Consider the following 21,879-nt stretch of genomic DNA (forward strand, 5'->3'; position numbering starts at 1 on the left):
AACGCGCTGCTGGGATTGAGAAAGTCCGATCCTCACGAGTATCGCCATCGTAGTTTGCGAGCTCGTACGTGCCAGTGACTGTATAGCTGTAATCAATTTCGAGTGGGTCGCCCGACGAGACAGAGCCCTCCTCGAGGACTGTGATCCCGCCATCAATTCCGTTGAGTTGGCTCTGGTGAATCGCTAGACTCCGGCGACTTTCAACTCTATATCAGGTGCTCGATGCACTACTCTTGGACAATTCTGGCTTCAGTTTCCCCCGAATCTCTGCTGGCGAAACGATTGGACTCATTCACAGTGCCACTATGTAGGTCCAACCCAACGCCCTATGGCGATTCACCAGAGCCGAAAGTTTCGATCCTATACAGAAGAAAATAGGGTGTTAGTTGCACCCGGTTCGGCGAATCTCCGGGATTCGGAGAGTACAGCCCCCATAAGCAATGATCCGTTTCAACACGGGTGATTACTCTGTCGGGTGTATTTGGAAACAAATACCATAGAATAACTACGACGGCGAACTCGATCGGGTTCAGAACAGTCAAATCAGTACCCCTTGTGTAGCACATTGTTGATACGGAGCCGCCCTGCGATTCTGCGGCGAGTACGATAGATCGCGAACTTACATTTCAGTGGCTCTGCCGGACAGATCTTGACTCGGGCCTACGACCGGAATCTGTATCAACAATCTTCGCCACAAGAGCGTATCGGGTCAGATTACATTGTGACCAGCACTTCTTTCGTACATAAGCACACCTTAGCGTCGTTTCAATCCCGTTTCTGGGCGTGATTACGTTGTGACCGACGTGAATCAGAGTACCGTATCAAATTCTTCGGGCAGTACATGAACCGGCCAGAAAATGAAAAGATCCTGAATAAGCATACAATAGCATATGCAATTGATCACTGGGATGAAGAGGAGGAGCTGTGGAAGGAATGTGAGTTTCATCTTGGAACAAGTGAAGATCGAGAATGGTTCGATTAGCAAGAGCGCGTCACTGTTCGAGTAGCAATTGGAGAAGCACCCGGGTACGATCCAGAACGTGATTTCGCGGATCTGATCAGCACTGGCCTGTCGCCTGCAGAAGCCATTGACTACTGGATGGTTGATATCCAAAATAGATCCCAACAAGACTGGGCTGAGACGCGTGGGAAAACTCAACAAGCAATTTCAAAGAATGTTCGGAAGGGACGGGAAAAGCTTGGGAAAACCAACTGAGGGTGGGACACCAAGGCAATAATGCAAAAGAAGGCGATTAGAGTAGACCAAGTACTATTACCAGCCTATCTCAATTCAAGATAGAGACCCAGGATGCCATTTATTGCAGAACATAATAATGAACTAGTGATCCCTGAAGCAATGGATGATGGGGAGGATCTCATATGTACTGAATGTCAGGAAGTAATGCGGCCACGAGGCCCGTTCAAAGACGGAACAGCGCGGCATTTCTATCATCTTGGAGCAACCGATTGTTCTGGCGGTGAATCGGATACCCATCGGAAGTGGAAATCACTGGCTGTTTCAGCGCTCCGACAACGGTTCTCTGAGGAGCTCTTGTATTGTGCTCCAGAAGCTACACTTGAGTGTGAATGGACGCTCACAGTAGCTGATTCACGAAGGGCGGACGCACTCGTCTCCTTCTCAGAAGCAAATCCCTTCTTCGGGGAAGGAGTCATTGTTGAGGTCCAGTGGAAAAACGAAGGAAAAGACGTGGCGGCAGCTACGCACGACTATCTGGCTCTCGGGTACAGCGTGTACTGGGCAGATGAGAACGATTTCGAGTCAGACCGCTTCCTCATAGATGACATGCTCACCGCGTTTAACAACCGCTCAGATGATGCTTTTGCCCCATACTACGCGGACCCGCCGTCTGGATTGGAAGGATCAAGCGCTGAAGGTGGGTTGCTCAACTACATACTCACCCATGACTCTGATCGCGTCGTCTCGTACTTAAACCCATTTCCAGATCAAGATCACGACTGGATCAATAGAGCAGGATGGATGTGCCACCGCTGTGGATTAGAACGGTACAAGCAGTCAAATCTTGAACAACCGGTCTACACTTATGATCCAGAAGATACGGAACCACGAGAATTAGAGCGTATTGAACGTGGATTCCGTCCTACTGATCACTCGCATGAGTGGATTGGACGTCGAAGCGGATCTGAAGGTGAGCAGTTGGATTGTGAGTGCGGTGCGAAGCGAACCCACAAGGGAAACTCTGTCATTGTTGACCATGGCCCCAACGCCACTTGGGATGTCACCATCTCTATTCCATCAGAAGAAACCGAGCATTCTGAACGGTTCTGAATAGTCCATCCGGAGGGGATTAGAGGTCATCAGTTGACTTTGCGGTCTTTGCCTCGTACAATGTACTATACAGAAGCCCCTGCATTCGGTGAGATGACTCCCCAAGTGGAATCGTAGTTCTGATGTAGATAGATTCTTGACTTGGTAAGGCGCGGGTCGGATCACATCTTTGTGATCCACTGCTGTTAGGGCTCTATAAGTAGCTACGCTTGTCAGAATCCCGTATGATAATCATATCAAGCGTCTGGAATCGCTAGAGATGTCTCTACAAAGGGTCTGTCTTGGTTACACAGGTATCCTATCGGTTGTACTCGAGGAAAGTAATATTGATTTCAACATCTCGTTTCGCGTAGGCCACAACGAAGGCAACCAGGAGAAACAGACTGAAGACTGTAAATCCAATAAGCGCTGCTGTCGGTGGGAAAGCAGTTGTGAGAATCATTTCTGAGAAAGTACTACTCCGTGAATTCGTGATCGGACTCGTCGTCAATCTCGTTCAGTGCCTTTTCCGCTTCTTTCTCGAGTTCTTCCATTGAGGGTCTGTCTTCGTCTTTGGCGTCCGATTTACAGCCCCTTCTCTGAGCGTCTTCTTGATCGTCGTTTTCTTCATCCTTCCACGGTTCCCACTTCTGGAGCTGCTCGATACGTGTCTGATACTTGTCTGGCACCGCCTCCTTTCTCTCAGTCGGGAGATGTTCCCACCGCTTGGCCATGCTTTCCCAGTACTCTGCAGGCTGCTCTTCCCAGTAGTGGGTAGGACGCTTGTCCGGATGAGTTGGTCCAGGGAGTGCAGGATCCCGTCTAATCTTTTTCTTTCCTTGCGGGATCCTCACATCTCCTTCATCAAGTGCTTCTCTCACCTTCGATTTGATCGTCGATAGGTCGCTCATTGAGACCTCGTGTGACTCACACGTTGACTTGAACTCGTCTGACCAGGCTACCATCTCGTCGAGCGTCTTACAGTCGCGTATGCGTTCATCGATAACAACCGCAACAACACCGAGGATAACTCGAGGAACTCCTTTTTGATTCCCGAACTGCTCGAGGTCGAGATCCTGGACAACGGCCATCACCTTTTCACGCTCATGGGATGCCAGCGGTAGTGCTGAGCAGATTCCTTGGACGAAGCGTTTCTTATCCCGGTGATGCTCACGAATGCTGTGTTCACCGTCGGTTCGGTGACGTCCTTCGTTTAGTTTCCGAAGATACTCTGCCTCTTCGTCAGCAATCCTCTCATCGCCAATTCGTGTTGCTGCTGAACTGTCATACCCTGCGCTGTACAGATGTCCTTCTTGAGTACGTTCCCGCTGTGTGCGTGATGCATCGATACTATCGTCGTGACGTGTTCTACCAGCTGGTTCTAGTCTTTCGTGCCCTCGTCTCATTCTTCTTTCCTCCATTTGATTTTCCGGGGAAGGTGGAACAACATTGTAGTCTGACTCAACAATCTCTTCGGTAGTGATGTCTTGGTGCTCATCAGGTATCGGCTGCAGATTGCGCTCTTCAGAGTTGCTCGGTTCATTGCTTGGCATAGTTACGTCTAGTTAGTTCGTTTCTGTTGTCGATCGAGGGAGGAATTCGACAGCCGATGCTCAAAAATAGATGACCGTTGTTCCCAAAACGACAAGGCAACTGCTCGGAGCAATTACCTGCAGTAGAACGATGGGAACGCCATGGCGCTCCTCCCTTCATATTCACGTGTTGGAACCAGTCTCACTTAAAGGAATTCTCACCTAAGGGAATATCGACCACTAGCAATCAACATGGATGTCTCTATCATGCGGGTTTTGTTAGGGTTACTTGATGATTTTATCTAAACTCAAAGAAGGTGATGTTGATCTCGACGTCTCGTTTTGCGTAAGCCACAGTGAACAGCACTAAGAGAAAGATGCAGATCACTATGACAACACCAACTGCCACTACTACTGTCGGATTGGAACCCGCGAAAACCATTGTTGCTTGTGAAATTTGATTTCCCAATTGCTCTCGCTCAGAGCGAGAGTAGTTTCACGTCTGTACTGCTTGCTCTGCAACGTGGACCTCTAGATACACACTCGGCTCAAAGGGAGCTCACTGTGAGTCTAATAGCAAAAGCTGTATACCCGCCACCTCATCCACCATACTAGTGTCCGTAGTTTGAGCGTCCTTCGTGATCAACGACTGTGATTTACTTACCACTATCTCCCCCAGCATCGCGAACGATGTTGGGGATGTGCATGTGAGTTTACGCAACGCTTCTGAGCCGCCAACGCTTTCAACGTTGGGAGGACGTAATATTCGACTCACACGCACTGCTGGTTCCCCACGCCGCTATGAACGACGTCAGGACAACACAGTGCGTTCCCACAGACATACCTATTGAACCGACGCTGTCAACGCCGGCCTGTATACAACGGATTGATCGCCCAAGGTTACTGGGCAGTCGTAGGTCACCGGTCGTGGCTCTCAATCACCAGTCCATTACTAGGACCTGTCACGGAGAGTGGCGACCTCGTACGGCCATCATCAATCCGTTCCTATCGCAGTTGCTATGGTACAGACACAAGGGGATTACCCTTTGGCCGTTAGCGTTCTGTTCCACATTGTAATCGCTGAGAATGCACGTAGCTGCCAACTACGTACTAGCGGCCATTGCCGCCGCTTTGGGACTGACGCGAGGATAATCCCTCGGGTCATATGCAGCGATGCCGTGGTATCGCCTTACGTGAAATCTACCGATTCCCACTCAGACCGTGAACTATCACTCCTGAGTTTTCCTCTGTAGTGTTCCAAGCAAGACGGATCTTGCTCCGAGTGTGGTATCCCACATTCTATATTACTCCCTCAAAAGCGTTTTGGGGCCGTGAAGGTCTCATAGATCGATGCTTTCAAACGAACATCGAACTGAATACCGCCACGATCCAAATTGTTCTAGTGTTTAAGCGGGGGTTCGTGATGTCAAAACCGGGATGCACCGGTTTAGGGGGCGAAGTCTAGCCTGCTCGAAGAGCGCGCACGTTGCATCCAAAAACCGTCGGCGTGCTCGTCAACGGTGAACTCTTCAGCGTACCCATGGAGTGTTGACGCATCCGGCGCGCTAACGTCGTCGTCAGAGAGCCAGCCAAGGAGATCTGCCCCATTCGCCGGATAGTGATCTTCGAGAGCAGTGTGAACTCTCGTCGGTTTCGGTGACCACGCCAGCGTCTTCGTTGATCTCGAAGTGGGGGTGAAGGCTGATTACCACAGGGTACGGATCCCCGCCAGGCGGAAGCCGATCAAGATTGAATTGGCCAGCGCTGTCTTTGATCCGCTGGAAAAGCGTCTCGAATTGCTCACGTTGGAGTGGTCATTTCTCGTCAGTCTCGGCGAGTTCGATGATGACACGGTGCTCTTAGACATCGCCGATGCTGGGCTGACGCGTACGGCGCACCGGAATGAGTCACTGACCATATATAGCGAGAATAGGCGGGAATGGGAGTATACGGCCGCAAGTGATCTGGTTTTCGAGATTCGAGGGTAGGTTGAAGCGGGGAGACCGGGTTCCAGAGAGAGTTACGGAAGCAAATCGCGGAGGTCGTCCTCGTCCAACGCGTCATGATCTTCAAGATATTGGTTGACATCAGGGACAGTCTCCAGGGCAGTAACTTCCTCTGCTTTCCCCTCTGCGTTCCGACTGTACGTCGCTAATGCCTTGTGCGGATAGTCGTGATTGGGATCTATGAAGAAGAGATAGATGACGTGATACTCTGTATTCCCACGGGGGATTTCATCAACAACCTTGGTATACAATCGCCCTTGATCGCCGACGATGAGTATATCGAGGTTTGCGATGTGCTCATACACGAAGGAACTGGGCGGGGCCTCACTCGTTACGATATTCAGAAGTCGGTTGATAACCTCCTCCTGTTGAGAGGCCTCAAGTTTAGCAAAACCAGCGGCGGCTTCACCAGCAAAGATGACCCTCGTCTCTTCATCCGACAGGGAAACATAGCTCACGTCTATCTCAAAAAATCGGTTAGTACTTCAGTACAGACTCGAGATCCTCTTTGCTCGCTGTATTCCCTTCGGCGATATCCTCAATACCGCGAAGGACACCTTCGGGAACCTCGGGGCGATCCCCGTCCTCAGCGTCATCCTCACGGCCGTCGCCAGCTGGGTGGAGACTCATTGATAGAATATTAACGCTTCTCGGTAATAAGTCTGTGGACAGCTACACGGGTAGTGTTCAGATAAGCTGATTCCATGCGAAGGCGAACGACCTGAGCCACTGATCAGCAGTTTCTGCATAAGCGTTGCTAAAGCAATTTGAGAAGGAAGAGGTTCGTCTTTTTATCTCACGAAATATACGTTCAACACTGTTCCGATTTCCATGGCGTTCGTATCTGAAATCGAGGCCCTGTCGTTGACAGGCATAGTTCAGCGATTTATCGCCATCGACGAGAAACACGGCGTCATTGAGGTCGTGTTTCTCGCGTAATTCCGTGAAGAACGAACTGGCTATAACTTTGTTTCTAGTCGGTTCAAGCTTTGTATGGAGTGATTCGTTTGACTCTGGATCGACAGCGGCGTACAGCCAATACTGTTCATCGTTGAGACGGATCACCGTCTCGTCAACCGCGACGTGATCCGGGTTTCGACAGGAATTGGGCTGTAGATCTGCCTTGTGGACACAGTTATGTACTGTCGATCGAGCCCGGCCAACACCGAATATATCTAGAAGTCGAACAGTATTTGAAAGTGAGAGACCAGCAAGATGGAGTTGAATACTGAGTTTCATCAACAGTCGCGGTGTTGCTTCTCGCTCCACAAAATCCAAGTCGAACTGGCCGATACTAGGACTGAGGCGTGCGTTTTCGGGCATGAACTACTTTGAAAACGCCACGTCTCATTCCTTCAACCTTATCTGAACACCACCCTGCGGCTGGTTGGAGTGCGGTTTCCATCTTGATTGTTGTCGGGTAATCACTTATAATATTGGATTTGATATGGGTATGAATGAGTCAAATACATGTTCTGTGACTCATCCTTCAAAAAGGTCACAGAAGACTTTACAAGAGGGTATATTCGACCATTCTTTGGTGAATCAGACAATCAAAGCCATAAGATAACTAATTCTATTTAAAATGTTGAGAGGATACTCGTTAAGGTGTATCTTTCAGATGGCTTCCTCTTCTAGGGCCGAAGCCATATAATGTCCCATCCGTACTCGCTTCCAAAAGCGGAGATCTTCGGTATTCTCGTTATTGGCTCGTCGACAGAATTCGCAATGGGCTGGGTCCCATAGCTCCCAATCTTCTAACTCTTCGAAGGCGCTTGCATATCCATCTCCTCTAAACTCAAAAACCTGGGATTCAGTTGGGGAGTACTGTCTAATGATTCTGGTGTCGATATTGCCCAATGGTACAGGATTTGGGAACCGAACGTTGATAGCAAAATCACCAAATCCTTCTGCATCTAACTGCCTTGTGATCCGAGGTCCGAAGTTCTGATTCACGCCATCATACGAGCTAAACGCGTTCATGATGATCCTTTGATTTGCATCGAAGAGGTCACAGAGATAATTGAAGTTTTCGGCTCTGGTGAATCGCCATAATGCGTCGGCTTCGACCGGTAGAACTAGGAAGTTGAAGCGGGAAATCGCCGATGCCTATGTCGAAAATCTCCCGCTTCACGAGCAAAGTGGTTCAGTTAGCTCAAAATGCTGTTGGTGGCCGAGGCGAAGTCGCCGCCCCCGAAGGGGGTGGCGGCTTCGCCGACTACGCTGTTGTGTCGCTGCACTGTCTGCGGGTTTACCTAGAGAAATCGTATCGAGAAGCGCTCGATCTGCTGAGCGAGATGCCACATATTCTCGGGGAGATCGGCCTTGAGCCGGTCGATCTCCCTGACCATTCCACACTAGTCAAGTGGTTTGATAAGATTAAGACAGCACTCTGGCGAGTGCTGCTGCGCCTGTCGGCGCAGCTACACGAGCCAAGCGGACACGCCGCTATCGACGCGACGTTTTTCGACCGCGAAAACGCGAGCAAACACTACTGCCGGCGGACGAATTACCGCGTGCAGACGCTCAAAGCAACAGCTCTCGTCGATACAGAAACCCAAGCCATTCTGGACGTTCACTGTACGACAGAGAAACGCCACGACACACAGCTCGGCTGGCAGGTCGCCCGCCGCAACGCGGGCGACCTCGCCAGCCTCGCCGCCGACAAAGGCTACGATTGGATGGAATTACGCGAAAAACTCCGCGACAATGGCGTGAGACCGTTGATCAAGCATCGTGAGTTCCGGCCCATCGATCACGCGCACAACGCGCGGATCGATGGACCTCGCTACCGGCAACGAGCGATGTGTGAGACCGTCTTTTCGACGATCAAGCGCACGCTCGGCGACGCCGTGCGTGCGCGATCCTGGTACGGTGAATTTCGTGAACTCGTCCTGATGTGTACGGTTCATAACATCAAGCAGGCGGTGAAACAGTGAAATCACGCTCCGTCTGGCGATTCACCACGGCCAAGTTTTCATACCCTTGCTCGTCCTCCTCAATCCTACCAACCTCAACAAGATCAAAGAAAACGATATCATCGTCTCCAATCTCAGATTCGATCTTGGCGAGATCATCTTTCTGCTCATGGCTAAATTCTACCGGACGAAGGAAGAGTCTGAGTGCCACAGAATCATAATACGGGGAGACTTCGCGATACAATCGAAGATATTGACGGTAGGTGATCGGGGAACTAAGAGTACCCGATAAGACAGGAATGGGGATTCGATCTTTTTCCTCTTTGAAAAAATCTGCTACACTACCGAAATCGTTGATCACCCCTTCTACCCCCTCAGACAAGCTATTCTTATCTTGAGTGAGATAGCTCGGCAGATCAACAAGCACAAGATCTGCTGAGTTTTGGAAGACGGTCAGATTATTAAGATCGTCTTCATCAGTGATTTCAATAACCGTGTAGAGCTTTCCTTGTTTAGCGTCGGTAAATCGATTTAGACCGCCAAATTCTCTGACAACACTCCTTTCAGACGGCCCATTTCTAAGTATCGGAGCATAGGCTAACGGTTCGGTAGCTTCCTTTCTAGAATTGGAATTTTGTGTGTTCTTTGTCATTGATATGGGTCCTGTTGTTTTCTTCGATGGACCACTTTGACGCGGACAGCATGTCGTGGTGTACTATTGAAATGAACGTCTGACGTTATAAGTCTAGGGTTCGAATACTTCTCTACCCTAGAAGGATCCTCCGCTACAAATAGACCGTATTAGGCAAGTCAATGATTTTCTCCTTTGCTTTTGCTTGTGGCAATCTATGCAAACCCATATTAAATCTGAGTGGGAAAACAGACCGTCTCTAGAAAATATTCGTAGAATTTTCAATATTCCAATACTAGCACATATAGGAACAAGTATAATATCATCACAAGAATATTTACGGTACATGCCCGTATCACACAAGAACTCCAGTACACGCTCATTTGGTACTACTGTAGACTCGACAAAACGCCATCTGTAGGGTGATTTGCATGTAGCGATGTACCGTTCGGAACCCTCAATAGCTGAATTAAACAATGGATACTCATGAAAGGAGGTTGCTTATCGAACTGAACAGCAGGATCAATCAGTCACTGAGACTTCGCGTATGCAACAGCACCGACTGTGAGAACACCAAGAACCGCCACGTCTTTGGCATGGGAACCGGTCGTGACGACCTCGGGTTCACCGAACGGTGGTAGCAGGTCAATCTCGGTCTGGGTATGAGCGTGTCGTTTATTCATTGTTAGAGTTTACCTCAGTCTCGGCTTGTAGCGATGAGCTACTTGAGCAAAAGACTGTTTAATCTGATGAACTAATCCCACTAAAACTTTTTCATATTTATCATTATTAAGATGCTTAATACTTCCACAGATGTTCCGTTTCTATTCCATAATAGCCCTATTTCGTGAATTGATTGTATGAATTATTATATAACGCTCTTGCATAGATATCTGCCCTATTATTAGTCAATCTTAAGGGTGTTCTATACCGAGAGATCGATAGTAAATAATATTCCACTTTCACCATACTTTCTCAACGTCTATTTGTATTGCATGTCTGGAATGAGATATGGGCCAAGACCCATTTCGTGATCTGCATGAAGCATCGCTCTTTACAAATACTAACGTTGGTGCCTTTCGAGAGTTTCATCACCGACGTCTGGATGCTCTTCGAAAGCCCTCATGTGATATCAAGGCCGTTGAACACGGTGCTGTAATTGTTAATGTCGCTGCTCCAGAATTTCTTGAAAACTCGGCTGGAGACCATATCGACCCAGTTGAACTGATGAATAATCATGAGAAATGGCCAACAATATCTCGAGGAAAGCGGACTGGCGAGCATGCATCACTAGATCATTGTGGGATCATTGCAGTCAACAAAGCAACGCACGAGGGCAGGGAATCAGTAACCCGGATTGATCGCCATGGAATCCTCGAGTCGGTTAGTACGACCATTTTTTCGAATAGAAACCAGTCTGGTGATCGATCATTGTTATCTACAAGTAAACTGGAACAAGGACTTGTGGAGGTTGTTGGTACGTATACCGATCGAGTCCGTGATGGTGTGCAAGAAAACACACTTGTGATAGTTTCATACGTTAATTTGGAGAATGCAGGTATTTTCCAGAATAGTGGCCCTAACAGGCATCCTGACATAAAAGGATCAATTATTAGAACACCAGTCACATCGCTCGGAACAGCTAGTATTCGAGATGAATTGATACCCGTTATTAGACCTCTCTGGAACGCAGTCGGTGATCAACAATCACGTCATATGAATAATGGTGAGTGGGAGTACGAGCCGAAACAACAATTTGACTGGTAGTTCAGTAACCTTTACTTTCAGTCTGCTCAGAAAACCATTAAAAAGTACAAGTACAATGTATAAGGTATGGTAGACGATTCAGGCAAAACGGGCAACCCAGGTAATGGAGAAGGATCAGAGAGTGGAAAAGGCCGACAGAATTCTGAGCGGCACGAGCTCACTGGATCGGAATCTCGTAATATTACAGGGAACAGCGAACGAGTAGAAAAGGACAGTGAAGTCACCGACCCTGGAGACGTTCCTGATGGTGGATATACGGTTGCTCCAACCCGGAACAACCCTGACCGAGAACCTGACTCGCAAGACAGTGATGGTGGAGGAGACGACTAACGAACGCCATTATATATTTACACTTAGTAGATGGTTTCCGCAGAGACACTAACGATCGCAGCACTTCTTATAGCACCCGGCGTAATCGCTATTCTGATCGGCATCACATTGGGTGTTGTCGAGAAGGACGTTAGCCGTGATCAGCTCTATCTCACAAGTTTCGTCTCGAGCATCGGTATCGACGTTGTGTTCATTTGGATCGCGCAGTGGCGGTGGGGGATGACAATTACTGACCGGGTTGCAATAGAGACTGTGTTTTTTGGAGATGAACAGTTCAATGTCGGAGCAGCAGCCCTCCTGTTCGTTTTGTCTTGCTTACTTGGAGTTATCTATGGTATCGGTTTGACCTATAACGTATCACATTACTTTCGGGAGAAGATGGCTTTTTTTCGGAGCCATCGCCGAAATCCGTGGCAGCCGTGGGAAGGTAGCCTCAGAGATGCAGAAGAGGTCATGGTTGAACTGAAAAATGGGGACGATGTAATCGGTATGTTAGCTGAATATAGCCGTGTGGAAAAAGAGCGTCAGATCGTGCTACAATCACCACAATTTCTCGACTTCGAAGATAGTCCAAACCGAGAGAAAATCATCATTCCAGAAAATGAGATTGCGCTTGTCCATGTGATGACAACACAGGAGCGCAAAGGAGTCTGGAATCGTGGGAAAGCTTTCCTAAGCCGATCAAAGGGTAGTGTACAAGGGCTATTATTACAGTCGAATGATGATTATAGTGACGAGGGCTGAGTTATGTAGAGGCCACGCCGCTACATTCGAGCCTGTACGATGGAACGAAGAGTGCTGGTTGGTTGTCCAGCACATAACGGCATTATGAATTTAGGAAAAACAGTTAGTGATATGAGTGACTGGAGCCTGCGGAAATATGGTGTGGGGTACGGAACCTCCGGAAACGGTGGTGTTGTAGATATCCGGTTAGCCTGCGGAAACTAACTCCGAATCCGTTGAAGTCTGCCGGATTCCCCGAAGCAAAAACAACTCCGGGAGTCCGAATCTGACGGAGGATAGGAGTACCGAAGGCTTGGCACTCCCAGCAGTCCCACCCGCCACAGTCCGCGAACCCCCGTACGAATTCTCACCGCATTGGGGTTCGGTGGAACTACAAACCTGAAATCTCCAACGCTCAGGATTCCTCTGCGTGAACGCGGAGTGAATGTCAATAACTCTAGCGTTAAGAGAGAGTGAGAGAGTAGATTTCGTGTGCTTTCCATCTCAAAGGTGGCTAGTTTGCTCATGAAGGGAGAGATCGACACTTTCAGATATATGTAGATAGCAAACGAAGCAAACGAAGTTAGGTTTTAAGTAGTAAGAGTGAGTGTCCACTAGTATAGTATGTCAGGGCCATTTGCAGATATTACGGAAACGGTATTCGCTGAGAAGTCCGTACTCAGTGAAAGCTATCAACCAGAGGAGATTCTCGAGAGAGATGAAGAGATCGATGCCTTCAGCCATGCTCTTCAGGACGTTCTTTTTGGACGAGAACCGGAGAACCTTTTTCTCTACGGGAAGGCAGGACTCGGGAAAACAGCAGTGACAAAGTACATGATGGAGGAGTTGAAGTCTGAAGTGAAAACCCGCGACGAAGCGGATGAACTCCACGTCCACGAAATCAATTGCAACGGAAAGACGCTGTTTATGGTTGTTCGGCGTCTTACCAATAATCTCCTTCCTCCGGAAGCAAGTTCGTTTCCAAAGCGGGGGCTCGGAACTGGGGATGCATTTGAAGAGCTTTATCAACAACTCGATCGACTTGGTGGAACCCATTTGATTGTTTTCGACGAAATTGACCACCTTGACGATGTGAATACCCTTCTCTATGAACTTCCTAGAGCACGATCGAATGACCAAATTTCAGACTCGCTAGTTGGTATCATTGGAATCAGTAATAACTACACATTCAGACAGACGCTTTCATCCAAAGTCAAAGATACACTAATGGAGACGGAAATCTCTTTCAGTCCATACGATGCTGGAGAGCTCCGAACGATTCTCCACGATCGAGCTGATCGAGCGTTTGTTGATGGCGGTTGTGATGATTCAGCGATTGCGAAGGCAGCAGCACTTTCAGCACAAGATATGGGGAACGCACGGCAAGCTCTCGACCTCCTTCGAGTTGGTGCCGAAGAAGCTGAGCGACAGGACGACAACATTGTAGTTGATACTCATATTGAGGAAGCACGCACGCTTGTACAACGTGGACGGCTCCGAAACAAGATCCGGGACCAAACTGAACATGCACAGTATATTCTAGAGACGATTGCAAAGCTCGAGAACCGTGGAGAGGTTCCTGCTCGATCAAAGACCATTCAAGATGGCTACGAACAAGTTGCAGAAGCGTACGGAACAACGCCTTTAACGACACTCAAAAGTATTCAGGACCATCTATCAGATTTACATATGCTTGGATTCCTGCTTCGTCACGAGCGGAACCAGGGGCTTAGTGGAGGTCAATACTATGAGTACGAACTCGATCTCGATCCAATGATTGTTCTCGAGACTCGAGAAGATATCATCCAGTCTTCCGAGTGAAAGCACACGAAATGTACTCTCTCACTCCTTCAGTTTCTTGGTGGTTGTTCTCAAATTCTGCGAGAGCACACGAAATGTACTCTCTCACTTCATCTGTTGTTTGCGAGCCTTCACTAACTCTGAACTGAGAGAGCATACGAAATGTACTATCCATCATTGTGACTGATAGTAAATTCACTCATGCGGTTGAGCATGGCGAGTGCTGACTCGAAGGTCGCGTAGTGCTCGAGCATATAGGCGACCGTCTCCTCCCGTGGGGATACTGGGTATCCCTCGACGTGTTCGGTATCGATCGACGACTTGAGGATCGAGGACGACCTGCAGTGGCTCTGGAAGCTTTTCTCTGGGCTGACACCGAATGCGGTGGGGAGGTTGAACGAGTCGAAGAACGTCTCCTAGGCGTCGACGTCCTGCTCGCGAGGCGGGGAGAACGGGTAGTCATCGGGGTCGTGACCGACTTGATAGCCGCCCTGTGTCCACATGTAGACGGCGTCGGTCCGCGTGAACGCGAATGGCCAGTCGCCGAACTGCGGGATGACGGACACTTCGCCGATGGACGGTGGACTGACGCTGGCGCTTGCGGCCACCAGCACGCGTGCTGTTTCCCGCACACGACCGGACAGTGAGGCCGTCGTCATAGGTGACGTAGCCTGCGTCTTTAAGCCGATTGACGGTCTGTCTCACCGTCTCGTACGGTGTGTGGAAGTATTGGGTGACACGGCGGATGGAGTCACCACTGTTGATGGCGAGGATCGTCTGCGCCGCCGTGTCGTCGAGCACCTCGTACATCTGGGGTTACCAATAATCTGGTAACAGTTAAAATTCTCATTCCACTGGCCATGAAGCTACAATCTCTCCATTCGTCTCCAAGGTTGCCGTGGACCCTGTCGAAACAGTATAAACGGGCGATGGAATAAACGAACCAAACGAACGGAACGAGCAAAACGAAGGTAGTGAATGAACTCTTAGGAACGAACTGGTTGAGGATGAACTGGCTGACCCGTACTCAATGAACAGAACGACAGAAACGAACGTAACGAATAGAACGAACGAGCTGATAGCAACGAATGTGTTTGATTCAACGAGTGTAACGAACAATTGGTTTTAACATCATAGTGATCCTCTCACCGAGTGAAACACCCTCACCGAACGAAACGAACGGAACGACCTAAACGAACCCAACGAGGAAAACGAAGAAAATGAGCGACACCAATACCGCACGAATCACCGTGGCGAATCAGAAGGGGGGCGCGGGGAAGACAACCGACGTCATTCATACTGGCGGCGCGCTAGCTGCCCGGGACCACGACGTCCTCCTAGTCGATATCGACTATCACGGAGGACTCACTTGCTCGCTTGGCTACAATGACCTGTACTACGACACTGACCGCACAACGCTGTTCGACGTACTGGATTTCGATCAGATGGAGTCGGTGAATGACATCATTGTTGAGCACGAGGAATTCGACATCCTCCCCGCGAGCGAGAAGCTTGCGAACAACAAGAACATCCAGACATTGCTTGAGGCGCCGAAAAGTCGAGAGCGACTGGAGATGACACTCGACGAACTCGATGAGGACTACGACTACATCATCGTCGACACGCCCCCATCCCTGAACGTCCTCACCGATAACGCCCTCGTCGCGACCGGCAACGTCGTCATCCCTGTAATTCCCGAGAAACTCAATGCCAACAGCCTCCAGATTTTCGCGAAGCAACTGAGCTCCCTCGAACAGGCGTATGGAGACATCAATCGTCTCGCGATTGCCTGCAACCGTGTCGAACAGAACGCCGAGCACCGCGATACCATCGAGGAGATCAAATCGGCGTACTCCCTCCCAATTTTCGAGATTCCGAAGCGTACGGATCTCTCCCAATCGATCGGCGAAGGTGTGTCTGTCTTCGGCTTCGCCAAGGAGAACAAGCGCGTCGAGGATGCACGTGAACTGTTCAACGAAATTGCCGACCTGTTCGACGAGACGTTCGAGAAGACCGTGCCTGAGGAGGTGGAAGCATGACTGACGGCTGGGGCGATGCTTCCGGCATCGAGGGCAACTACGAAGAGGAGGACGATGAAACCGATTCCGGCGATACGAGTGAGGTGAGTGAAACGGTGGAAACCAGTTCACCGACTGAAACGGCCGAATCGACTTCAACGAACGAAACGAACGAAACGAACGAAACGAGCAAAACGAAGACAAACATCAAGGACGAGTGGAACGGGCGGACGATCTACATTCCCGACAATGTCCTCGACGAGATGGAGGATACCTACCTCGAGTCCCAGTTAAAGCTCCGCAAAGCGGGCCAGGACGAGTTCAAGAAGAACCGTCACTTCTACCCGCTACTCATACAGTTCGGTGTTGAGGCGCTCTCTGAGGCGGATGCTGAGGAAATTCAGACCCGGCTTTCGGAACTCGGCGAGGAGTGACGCCGCGCAGAGTGAGGCCGAGTTGAGTTGCGAACGACACGAAACGTTTACCGGAGGGCCACATCCTGACTTGCCACGTAATTATATCCAGATAGTCACTCGGCAGTTTGAGTAGTCATCTGATATTCAAGTCGTAGCTGATTCAGCGCTCGTTAGCCTGAGGCTTCACCGTTTTGACGTCATCAACTTTCCTCTGCAAATGAAATACTGGGCCGCGGTTCCATGGAATACAATTTCTCGAACGACTCGTTCTCGGAGCCTAACAGCTGATTACGAATAATTCGCTTGAGAAGTACCATCACTGCACCTTGTGTAGCGATCAGGTCTCCAATCGGCATATTTGGAGCGCCATGCGACACGTGATTGCGCGCGTCTCTCCAGAAATACTCGGGTATATTCAGGTTGCTTGGTTCTGAAACGACCATTTGGGCAAGATCATTCGTCTCTACATCCAGCTTCGTGATTAGATGCTGGATTTTTTCGCCGGTCGCCTCTGAGATCTGCTCTTCCCGAGCATGCCAGAGGGCAAGCAGTTCGATTGCGCTGCACACGCTGAGGAGTTTGCCCTCTACTGGCCGGTTCGGATCTCGCGCATCAATGTAGTACCCGAGTACCTGTCGAAGGTGAAGATTCTCCCGGACGTACGGCGTATAATTGTCATATGCTTCTTCGACATATTCGGAGAAGTTCGTCCAGATGACTTTGTCTGGGAAGGGAGCGAATGCGGCACTAACATTCGATGTTCCTCCTGATTTTAACACCTCATAGTGAGTATCCATATCGTCAGATGGTGTATTGTCTATCGCGGTGATCTTGGTTCGGATGTATCGCGGGGCCGTCTCTTGAACGAGTTGCGACACTTCGAGAATTTTGGTTACGATCTCTGCTGCGCGCTCAACGCGGTGGGACAGATCCCCCGCCCGCTGTTGTTTGACTCTGATTTTACCGGTTCGAACCGGGCGCTCGGTGTTTTTGATATAGTCAACGCGGTCGGTGGTATCCGTGAATGGGACGCCGAAAACATCAGCAGTGTCTGTCGAGATGTAATGGAACTCTTTCTCGTCAGGGATGTCGAGGGAGGGCCGGTCACCTCCAGAGAGGTGTTCAACAGTTGCTCGTGTTTCGTCGTCAATCTGATTGACTGGCGGGATTGAAGGCTGGAAACAGATCAGATCGAAGTCAATGACGAGTTCTGTCTTCTGTCCGGGTGCGAGATCGGCATTCTTGGTGATAGTGACTTCCGGGGTACTAATCTCGGTGAGAGAGAAATTGTGAAGATTACTGACGGTCGCACGTTCGATAGTCACGTTGTTTCCGTGCACATCTGATCCGTCGATTTGAGCCCAAGATTCGTGTAAGTTCGTATACGGTTCCACTGCCCCGTCGTCGAATCGAACGCTCAAGTCACCACCCTCCGTCAGCACAACCGCCCCTTGGCAGGGGTCATTATCTAAACCAAGATTGAGTTCACACCCTCTCTGGACGAAGAGATCGTCTTTCTCGACCATGTGAAGTGAGTAGTGATTCAGACTGGCTCCACTTAGTACTCAGAGACATCTCTGTTCAATGAGTCACTGCACAACTGTTCCCGCGACTATGCACCTGGGTTATGGAATCCAAATAGATCGTACGCGGCGACAAGGAGTGAAACGGTTGTATTGTACAACTCGATAGCAGTCGGTTGATCAGGGTGAGCGAGTTCTGAAGCCGTTTCTGAGTGAATTATCGTATCACGTTCTTCGACAACTTCGCTAAAATCCTCCCAAAGATCGCCATGGGGCCCATTAGTGAGTCGGGTACCGGTTGCTTGCTCTAAGCCATGCTTTGCGATGGTGATCCGGTTCGGTTCATAGCTGTCCTCGAGGTCCTCAATCCATTCACGTGCGCTATCCTGATCGTGGCCCTCCCAGATCTGATAGATGTACATCTGACGAATCAAGCAGTTATCGACAGCAGATCGAAGGACCGGCAGCGCAGCAAGTGTATTTCCCTGCCTAATTGCCTCCTGTGCTTCTTGGAGGAGGTCAATCCACGGAGGGTTCGTGACGCCGTCTAACTGAGTGGTTGCAGCATAGACAACCTCGAGAGTATCCCCGAACCCAATCGGGAAGCTAGATTCACGATTCTCTTGGAGCGTCGCATTTATCGCAATCTCTGTAGCATCTGTCCTGAGTAGACTAATGAGAACGCTATCACCCAACAGAGCCCGATTCTGGGCGCCTGCCGACTCGAATGACAGCCAGTCGTCTTCGTCAACGCCGTCTCTGTGCGCCCCGAGAAGATAGATAGAGTCATACTCGTATCCGGGTTCAAGCGAGTGCATCTTGACGGGGCGATGCTCTCCGGCCTCAACGTGATTGAGATCTCGTTTCTGTGTCCCTCCGAGCGAGAGTGGCATACCAAAATACTCCTTTTCGACCTTGCCATCTCCGTAGAGTGAGTGCAAGAGTCCGATTTCAGGGTAGTACCACGATGAACAGTACGGACACTGAAAGAGAGCGTCGGGTGTGAGGTTCGACGCGTTGACAGCGCGCATTTCGAGTAGATCGAGGGCAGTATCGCAATGGCGGCATGCGAGGTTTGTACTCCCCATTTTCGCGCCCGAAGGGATGATACTCATCGAGTCGGGATTGTGGCTGATGGTATAATTATGATTCGTACTGGGCAATCTCAAACCGCTTGTCCTAACAAATCCTAATTTAGGACTCGCTAAAATAGATATGATGTCAGGAGGTATAACTTGACACACGATGCCTAAGTCTGGTTCCAAAGAGTCTCTGCGAGCGTTCCTGGTTGGATACAGAGCGGCTTGACCAGCTCCGAGTTCTGCTTAATGAGACTCCGCTTGCGCTCCTCCAGCAGAATTCCCCTCTCACCTCTGAACTCCACGCCCGAGAATTCTATATTGCGCTATATGATTTATAAAATAGTGGATTGGCGGTAGAACGTTCTATACTTGCAGATACAGGCGATAGAGCTGGTACTGATTCTACTTCGTTAAAGGGTAGTTTAACCAAGTGATTTTATGTGGGTCGACACTGTACCCCACAAGTGAATGTCTGGATCCACTGATCGTCGGGCTGCTCGCGGGGGGACGACCGTCGAGGAGGCGGTTTCGCGCTATCTCGGCTCGCTCGACTCGGGTGGCTCTCGGTCGACGATGCGATCGCCCCTGAACGAGTTCGCAAATTTCTGTGACGGCGAGGGTGTGCAGCAAATCGATGCCCTCGAGACGAATACGCTCCGGGAGTACGGGATGTATCTTCGTGAGCGTGCCATCGACCAAGAGCTGGCAGCGTCGACGGCGAATACATATTTCAACTACGTGCGTGCGTTTCTCTCCTTTTGCGTCCGCGACGAACTGCTAGACACCAACCCGGCGAATACACAGCGCGCAGAAGAGTTTCTCCCCGAGGACAAAGGCGATCGCAATCGCCAGTTCTGGGATCCTGAAGACCGCCAGCAGCTCATTAACTACGTCACCGAACGTGTGGATATGGCGCTCGAGGGTACGATTGATGTCTCTCGCAAGATCGCCTATCGCGATCGGGCGATCGTGGTTTTGCTCGCCGACGCCGGCGTTCGTGGCGCTGAACTGTTCCGCGATCCGCGCGACGACGCCCGCAACGGCGTGACTTGGGGCGACGTCGACCTCGAGAATCACTCACTCGAGGTGTTCGGGAAATCCCGTCAGTACGAGCGCGTTGGGCTTCCATCGGCCGCTCGAGAGGCGCTCGAGCGGTATCGTCGCGTTGTTGAGCCGCCGACTGACGCGTGGCCGATCTTTCCAACTGGGCACGCCCCCTCGAAATATGCAGTGTATCGTGAGGTGACTGGGGAAGATCCGGATAAGAATGTAGATATTGACGATGTCCTCCGAACCGCTGAAATCCCACCGCCAGCACTCACGAAAGCTGGCGGCCGGTCAGTGATGAAACGGCTTACGAAGGAAGCTGGTATCGACTTCGAGGATGGCAGCTATCTGAAACCGCATGGCGCGAGGCGAGCGCTTGGAGCTGAACTGTACAAAAAGGGTCATTCCGAACTTGCCCAGTCGGCACTTCGACACAAATCCATCGAGACGACTCACGAATCGTACTCCGATATTCAAGCAAAAGACGTTGCAGAGGGGATTGATGAGGTTCGAGAGTGAAATTACCAATCAGAAACTTCGGCTCTGGTGAATTGCCATCGGGCGTTGGGTTAGATTTTTCTAGTGGCGCTTCGAATCAGCCCAATCGTCTCACCATCGGAGATTAGGCGGAAACCGAACCCAGAATTGCCCGAGAGTAGTGCATTGAGTTACCTGCTATAGAGTCGGAAGTCACCGTCGTCTAGCGATTCACCAGGGCCGAAACTTCGAATAATCATGCTTATCGAAGGCAAATGAATTTGATTTCCATCAGGTGTTGTATGTATTATCATTCCATTCCCTGTTAAATACACGTTCAATTGGTCTGTTCATTAGATTAGATGACGGATTTTCCAAACCTCATGTCTATTACATTCATACCGTTGTAATTTATGACTGGAGATATTATAGAGGAATATATGTGAATGTATGTCTTGGGCTCATATATAACTATAAATTCGATAGAAATATGGGTGTTAGATTAGACCTCTCTAATGGTACTGCGAATGAATCGGCTTTAGTGGCGGATATCGGCCTTGAGAAGGCCTATCTCTCTGCTCACTCGACGCTAGTGAAGGCGTTTGATAGGGTCAAGATGGCTGTCTTGGGGGTGCTGATGCGCCTGTCGGCGCAGCTGCATGACCAGAAGAGTCATGCAGCAATGGACGCGACGTTTTTCGACTGCGAAAACGCGAACAAACACTACTGCCGTCGGACGAATTATCGTGTTCAGACGCTCAAAACTACCACATTCATCAATACTGAGTCACAAGTTATCCTCGACGTTTCCTGCACAACCGAGAATCGCCAAGACACCCAGCTCGGCTGGCAACTCGCCCGACGCGACGCTGGCGAGTTGCACAGCATCGCCACCGACAAAGGCTACGATTGGCAGCAATTACGCGATAAGCTGAGTGAACACGGCGTGAGACCGCTAATCAAGCATCGTGAGTTCCGTTCCCTCGATCACGCGCATAACGCGCGGATCGATGGAGCTCTCTACGGCCAGAGAGCGTTATCCGAGACGGCTTCTCGGCGATCAAGCGCATGCATGGCATCGCCGAGTGTGCGCGATCTTGGCACCGCGAGTTCCGTGAAATCGTCCTGATGTGTGTCGTCTATAACATCAAGCGTGCTGTGAACTAGGAAAATCCAACACCGTATGGCGATTCACCACCGTCAACCATTGTGGCTGTATCCTATTCCTTCTATTTATCATTTATAAAGTTCTCCTCTCCGGAAACTACTATTATTGTCCCGATCCGACCACTGTGCCGCATATAAGCGATATTCGGAGGGTA

The 21,879-nt window shown here is 50.0% G+C and carries 18 protein-coding genes and 2 pseudogenes; 12 read left to right on the top strand and 8 right to left on the bottom strand.

Annotated elements, in window-relative coordinates:
• Positions 1-841: 841 nt before the first annotated feature.
• Both BM348_RS21525 and BM348_RS20805 read left to right on the top strand, forming a co-directional pair.
• Positions 842-982, top strand: coding sequence for a hypothetical protein (locus tag BM348_RS21525; RefSeq protein ID WP_175507248.1), 141 nt, complete (start codon positions 842-844; stop codon positions 980-982).
• A gap of 327 nt (positions 983-1,309) precedes the next feature.
• The gene (locus tag BM348_RS20805; RefSeq protein ID WP_139231233.1) at positions 1,310-2,308 is read left to right on the top strand and encodes a hypothetical protein; all 999 of its coding nucleotides are present in this window, start codon (positions 1,310-1,312) and stop codon (positions 2,306-2,308) included.
• A 455-nt stretch (positions 2,309-2,763) separates the two neighbouring features.
• Here BM348_RS20805 and BM348_RS18370 read toward each other — a convergent pair whose 3' ends face one another.
• Positions 2,764-3,378: a hypothetical protein gene (locus tag BM348_RS18370; protein WP_092907260.1), complete on the bottom strand. Its 615-nt coding sequence runs from the start codon at positions 3,376-3,378 to the stop codon at positions 2,764-2,766.
• 2,135 nt (positions 3,379-5,513) lie between these two features.
• On the opposite strand from BM348_RS18370, the gene BM348_RS22320 reads away from it, so the two are divergent.
• Positions 5,514-5,807 carry a hypothetical protein gene (locus BM348_RS22320; protein ID WP_175507249.1) on the top strand — a complete coding sequence of 98 codons (294 nt, stop codon included), beginning with the start codon at positions 5,514-5,516 and terminating at the stop codon, positions 5,805-5,807.
• 32 nt (positions 5,808-5,839) lie between these two features.
• Here the strand turns inward: BM348_RS22320 and BM348_RS18380 are convergent, their stop codons facing one another.
• Genes BM348_RS18380 through BM348_RS18385 form a run of 3 tightly spaced genes read right to left on the bottom strand, consistent with a single transcriptional unit; the run spans position 5,840 to position 7,148 of the window.
• Positions 5,840-6,283 (bottom strand): hypothetical protein, encoded by a 444-nt coding sequence (locus BM348_RS18380; RefSeq protein ID WP_092907262.1) that lies wholly within the window; start codon positions 6,281-6,283, stop codon positions 5,840-5,842.
• Between the two features lie 19 nt (positions 6,284-6,302).
• Complete coding sequence (locus tag BM348_RS21535) at positions 6,303-6,455, bottom strand: hypothetical protein (protein ID WP_175507250.1); 153 nt, start codon at positions 6,453-6,455, stop codon at positions 6,303-6,305.
• Between the two features lie 57 nt (positions 6,456-6,512).
• Positions 6,513-7,148 carry an IS6 family transposase gene (locus tag BM348_RS18385; protein WP_092907264.1) on the bottom strand — a complete coding sequence of 212 codons (636 nt, stop codon included), beginning with the start codon at positions 7,146-7,148 and terminating at the stop codon, positions 6,513-6,515.
• A 788-nt stretch (positions 7,149-7,936) separates the two neighbouring features.
• On the opposite strand from BM348_RS18385, the gene BM348_RS18390 reads away from it, so the two are divergent.
• Positions 7,937-8,764: an IS5 family transposase gene (locus BM348_RS18390; protein WP_092907393.1), complete on the top strand. Its 828-nt coding sequence runs from the start codon at positions 7,937-7,939 to the stop codon at positions 8,762-8,764.
• On the opposite strand, the gene BM348_RS18395 is transcribed toward BM348_RS18390, so the two are convergent.
• A complete protein-coding gene (locus tag BM348_RS18395; RefSeq protein WP_092907266.1) occupies positions 8,742-9,395 on the bottom strand; it encodes a hypothetical protein in 654 nt (217 codons plus the stop codon). The genes BM348_RS18390 and BM348_RS18395 overlap by 23 nt on opposite strands.
• 990 nt (positions 9,396-10,385) lie before the next feature.
• Between BM348_RS18395 and BM348_RS20810 the strand changes: the two genes are divergently transcribed.
• The 4 genes from BM348_RS20810 to BM348_RS18405 all read left to right on the top strand — a co-directional run bounded on the left by BM348_RS20810 (position 10,386) and on the right by BM348_RS18405 (position 14,015).
• Positions 10,386-11,141: a hypothetical protein gene (locus BM348_RS20810; RefSeq protein WP_139231234.1), complete on the top strand. Its 756-nt coding sequence runs from the start codon at positions 10,386-10,388 to the stop codon at positions 11,139-11,141.
• A gap of 66 nt (positions 11,142-11,207) precedes the next feature.
• Positions 11,208-11,471 (top strand): hypothetical protein, encoded by a 264-nt coding sequence (locus BM348_RS20815; RefSeq protein ID WP_139231235.1) that lies wholly within the window; start codon positions 11,208-11,210, stop codon positions 11,469-11,471.
• A gap of 30 nt (positions 11,472-11,501) precedes the next feature.
• A complete protein-coding gene (locus BM348_RS18400; RefSeq protein ID WP_092907268.1) occupies positions 11,502-12,215 on the top strand; it encodes a DUF6338 family protein in 714 nt (237 codons plus the stop codon).
• Positions 12,216-12,818: 603 nt separating this feature from the next.
• On the top strand, positions 12,819-14,015 hold the full coding sequence (locus tag BM348_RS18405; protein WP_092907270.1) for an orc1/cdc6 family replication initiation protein: 1,197 nt from the start codon (positions 12,819-12,821) through the stop codon (positions 14,013-14,015).
• A 146-nt stretch (positions 14,016-14,161) separates the two neighbouring features.
• Here BM348_RS18405 and BM348_RS22475 read toward each other — a convergent pair.
• Positions 14,162-14,804, bottom strand: a pseudogene (locus tag BM348_RS22475) (RNA polymerase subunit sigma-70).
• Between the two features lie 410 nt (positions 14,805-15,214).
• On the opposite strand from BM348_RS22475, the gene BM348_RS18415 reads away from it, so the two are divergent.
• Together BM348_RS18415 and BM348_RS18420 are read left to right on the top strand one after the other, a co-directional pair.
• Positions 15,215-16,033, top strand: a complete 819-nt coding sequence (locus tag BM348_RS18415; protein ID WP_092907272.1) for a ParA family protein — start codon at positions 15,215-15,217, stop codon at positions 16,031-16,033.
• A complete protein-coding gene (locus tag BM348_RS18420) occupies positions 16,030-16,446 on the top strand; it encodes a hypothetical protein (protein WP_092907274.1) in 417 nt (138 codons plus the stop codon). The genes BM348_RS18415 and BM348_RS18420 overlap by 4 nt, the downstream gene beginning before the upstream one ends.
• A gap of 182 nt (positions 16,447-16,628) precedes the next feature.
• Here the strand turns inward: BM348_RS18420 and BM348_RS18425 are convergent, their stop codons facing one another.
• A complete protein-coding gene (locus BM348_RS18425; RefSeq protein ID WP_092907276.1) occupies positions 16,629-17,954 on the bottom strand; it encodes a hypothetical protein in 1,326 nt (441 codons plus the stop codon).
• An 86-nt stretch (positions 17,955-18,040) separates the two neighbouring features.
• Positions 18,041-18,844 carry a hypothetical protein gene (locus BM348_RS18430; protein WP_139231236.1) on the bottom strand — a complete coding sequence of 268 codons (804 nt, stop codon included), beginning with the start codon at positions 18,842-18,844 and terminating at the stop codon, positions 18,041-18,043.
• Between the two features lie 657 nt (positions 18,845-19,501).
• Here BM348_RS18430 and BM348_RS18435 point away from each other — a divergent pair.
• Together BM348_RS18435 and BM348_RS18440 are read left to right on the top strand one after the other, a co-directional pair.
• A complete protein-coding gene (locus tag BM348_RS18435; protein ID WP_092907280.1) occupies positions 19,502-20,599 on the top strand; it encodes a tyrosine-type recombinase/integrase in 1,098 nt (365 codons plus the stop codon).
• Between the two features lie 496 nt (positions 20,600-21,095).
• Positions 21,096-21,724: pseudogene (locus tag BM348_RS18440) on the top strand (IS5 family transposase); the annotation flags it as partial.
• Positions 21,725-21,879 lie beyond the last annotated feature (155 nt).

This window comes from Halostagnicola kamekurae, assembly GCF_900116205.1.
In the GTDB taxonomy this organism is placed as follows: Archaea; Halobacteriota; Halobacteria; order Halobacteriales; family Natrialbaceae; genus Halostagnicola; species Halostagnicola kamekurae.

What these genes read in the sequence shown, in the direction of transcription:
- BM348_RS18395 (WP_092907266.1), bottom strand. Translation starts at nt 9,395, where the DNA reads ATGACAAAGAACACACAAAATTCCAATTCTAGAAAGGAAGCTACCGAA.
- BM348_RS21535 (WP_175507250.1), bottom strand. Translation starts at nt 6,455, where the DNA reads ATGAGTCTCCACCCAGCTGGCGACGGCCGTGAGGATGACGCTGAGGAC.
- BM348_RS18435 (WP_092907280.1), top strand. Translation starts at nt 19,502, where the DNA reads ATGTCTGGATCCACTGATCGTCGGGCTGCTCGCGGGGGGACGACCGTC.
- BM348_RS18390 (WP_092907393.1), top strand. Translation starts at nt 7,937, where the DNA reads ATGTCGAAAATCTCCCGCTTCACGAGCAAAGTGGTTCAGTTAGCTCAA.
- BM348_RS20810 (WP_139231234.1), top strand. Translation starts at nt 10,386, where the DNA reads ATGGGCCAAGACCCATTTCGTGATCTGCATGAAGCATCGCTCTTTACA.
- BM348_RS20815 (WP_139231235.1), top strand. Translation starts at nt 11,208, where the DNA reads ATGGTAGACGATTCAGGCAAAACGGGCAACCCAGGTAATGGAGAAGGA.
- BM348_RS18415 (WP_092907272.1), top strand. Translation starts at nt 15,215, where the DNA reads ATGAGCGACACCAATACCGCACGAATCACCGTGGCGAATCAGAAGGGG.
- BM348_RS18425 (WP_092907276.1), bottom strand. Translation starts at nt 17,954, where the DNA reads ATGGTCGAGAAAGACGATCTCTTCGTCCAGAGAGGGTGTGAACTCAAT.
- BM348_RS21525 (WP_175507248.1), top strand. Translation starts at nt 842, where the DNA reads ATGAACCGGCCAGAAAATGAAAAGATCCTGAATAAGCATACAATAGCA.
- BM348_RS18400 (WP_092907268.1), top strand. Translation starts at nt 11,502, where the DNA reads ATGGTTTCCGCAGAGACACTAACGATCGCAGCACTTCTTATAGCACCC.
- BM348_RS18385 (WP_092907264.1), bottom strand. Translation starts at nt 7,148, where the DNA reads ATGCCCGAAAACGCACGCCTCAGTCCTAGTATCGGCCAGTTCGACTTG.
- BM348_RS18430 (WP_139231236.1), bottom strand. Translation starts at nt 18,844, where the DNA reads ATGCCACTCTCGCTCGGAGGGACACAGAAACGAGATCTCAATCACGTT.
- BM348_RS20805 (WP_139231233.1), top strand. Translation starts at nt 1,310, where the DNA reads ATGCCATTTATTGCAGAACATAATAATGAACTAGTGATCCCTGAAGCA.
- BM348_RS18370 (WP_092907260.1), bottom strand. Translation starts at nt 3,378, where the DNA reads ATGGCCGTTGTCCAGGATCTCGACCTCGAGCAGTTCGGGAATCAAAAA.
- BM348_RS18420 (WP_092907274.1), top strand. Translation starts at nt 16,030, where the DNA reads ATGACTGACGGCTGGGGCGATGCTTCCGGCATCGAGGGCAACTACGAA.
- BM348_RS18405 (WP_092907270.1), top strand. Translation starts at nt 12,819, where the DNA reads ATGTCAGGGCCATTTGCAGATATTACGGAAACGGTATTCGCTGAGAAG.